The 2,349-nt window shown below is 39.0% G+C and carries 1 protein-coding gene; it reads left to right on the forward strand.

Going from position 1 to position 2,349, the window contains the following annotated elements:
* The first annotated feature begins 103 nt into the window (after window positions 1-103).
* Window positions 104-2,080, forward strand: a complete 1,977-nt coding sequence (locus GQR46_RS18825) for a TolC family outer membrane protein (RefSeq protein ID WP_165742070.1) — start codon at window positions 104-106, stop codon at window positions 2,078-2,080.
* Window positions 2,081-2,349 lie beyond the last annotated feature (269 nt).

The following is a 2,349-nucleotide window of genomic DNA, read 5'->3' on the forward strand; positions in this document are numbered from 1 at the left end:
ATTTTTTTTCATGCTACCCGAAAAGATTACTTGCAAAATTAGCACTCCTTTACTAAATATTTAAAAGAGTATTTTCGGTCTTAACAGGATCTAAGAGGAAGAAATGATTATAAAAAACACTTTTAAAAAGCATCAAGGGACTATGTTAATCGGATTAGCGATTACAGCCGTAACTTTATCAAACTACGTGCATGCAAACGAACAATCAGCAATGCCACTTACATACGTCTCAAGTAAAGCGATTGAAAACAATCCTGAAGTACAAGAAGCATGGCATGCTTTTAAATCTTCTATTTATGGAGTGGATGCTGCCCGTTCAGGTTATTTACCAAGTGTTGATGTATCAGCAAGTGCAGGATATGAAAGAAGAAATTACGGTATTGAAGAAGAATATAACCGTAATACAGCCGAATTAAGCGTTACTCAAATGCTTTATGACGGTTTTAGAACATCTAATACAGTTGACCGTTTTAAACGTATTCAACTTATTAGGTACTTTGAGCTTATTTCTCAAACAGAACAAACAGCACTTGAAGCCTCGATTGCACTACTTGACGTACAAAAACTCAAAGAGTTAGTACAACTTGCAGAAGCTAATTTACAAGAGCACGAGTCTGTATACCAACAAATAGAGCAAAGCGTAGGCGCCGGTGTAGCGCGCGCAGCAGACCTAGAACAAATTAGTGGTCGTTTATCTCTAGCGCAATCTAATGTATTAACGGAGTACTCAAATTTACATGATGTAAGCGCTCGCTACCTAAGAGTTGTAGGTGAGCTACCTATGAACGATATAAAGCAAGCTGACCTTGATGAAAACAATATACCAATTTCGGTTAACCAAGCGCTAGACGTCGCCTACAAAAACAGCCCTTCATTTTATGCCTCTTTGTATAATATTGAAGCGCAAAAAGCGAACGCCAAAGCACAAAAAGCGGCCTTTCATCCTAACGTAGATTTATCTGCCCGCTACGGTAGCCAAGATAGAGATGAGCTTGGTCAAAATGAAACCAGAACAGAAGCGCGAGTCGGCATAGATATTAGTTATAACTTGTATAACGGTGGTCTTGATAGCGCTAATTTAGAACAAGCTTATCAAGATATAAACATTGCAAAATATCAACGAGATCAAGCCTGTATTGATATTCGTCAAAGTCTGCAAATTGCCTACTACAACGTCACTATACTAGAGCAAAAGTTGCCAGCGCTTAATCAACACCGCGAATCATCAACTAAAGTTAAAATTGCATATAAAGATCAATTTGATATAGGCCAACGAACTCTACTAGACGTACTTGATGCCGAAAACGAATCGTTCCAATCAACACGTTCATACATAGTTGCGCTATACGACCGCCAATCGGCTATTTTAACTATGCTAAAAGAAATGGGGAAATTATTGCCAGCACTTGACGTAATGTCAGGTAAATACCCTACATTAAAAGAGCTAACTGACGATCCTATTGTGCATAACGCACAAAATATTTGTCCGAGTTACGATGTAGCAACCACCTTTAGCCGCAAGGCATTTCTACAAAAAAAAGCGAAGCAAGATAATGCCTACATGAGTGTAACCGCTATGCCAAGGTACTTAGATATACCGTTGGAAACCGACACTACACAAAGTAGCTTTTTAGATGATGATGGTGACGGCGTACCAAACGAGCAAGACACTTGTCCGAGTACGCCGCTGTCAACTAATGTTGATTTATCTGGCTGTACAATTTATAGCGCATCAACCTCGAATATAGAGATTGGTATCCCTTTTTCTGCTGACTCAAGCGATGTAAGGTCTCAATATATTCAAGAAATTAGTCGGCTTGCAGATTTTTTAAAAGAAAACCCAAATAAGCAGGTTGAAATACAAGGTCATGCTTCTCTAGATGGAGATCGAACATATAACCGCAAACTATCTGAAAAACGTGCGTTTGCCGTTGCTGAAATTCTAATTAAACAATTCGATATAAAACCAAAACGTGTTAAATCGTTCGGGTACGGTATTGATCAACCTCGAGTAAACGAAATATCAGTAAGAGCAAATGCTGCGAATCGACGTATCGAAGCTGTAATTACTGATAGCTAAGTCAATTAACGTTATGTAAATAACTAGGGTCTGTTGATCTTTGCGGATTAAAATTTGTTCAAACTAGGGGCTGTTTAATCGCGGCGCGAGATTTGTAACCTAGTGGGCTAAGTAAAAACCGAGCAACAAAGAGTAAATAGCCCCTAGGAAGAACCCTTTGGGCAGCGCCTGTTTGGCATTAATGCTACGTTATCACCCATTTATGGGGAATAACCACACTGCATAGGCTCTGCCTTGCCTAAATACCAAACAGACTGCTGCAAATTTAA

Source organism: Pseudoalteromonas sp. Z1A6 (assembly GCF_011378745.1).
GTDB classification, from domain to species: Bacteria; Pseudomonadota; Gammaproteobacteria; order Enterobacterales; family Alteromonadaceae; genus Pseudoalteromonas; species Pseudoalteromonas arctica.

Bases quoted from the DNA above. Each gene is read 5' to 3' on its own strand.
- GQR46_RS18825 (WP_165742070.1), top strand. From the start codon at position 104: ATGATTATAAAAAACACTTTTAAAAAGCATCAAGGGACTATGTTAATC.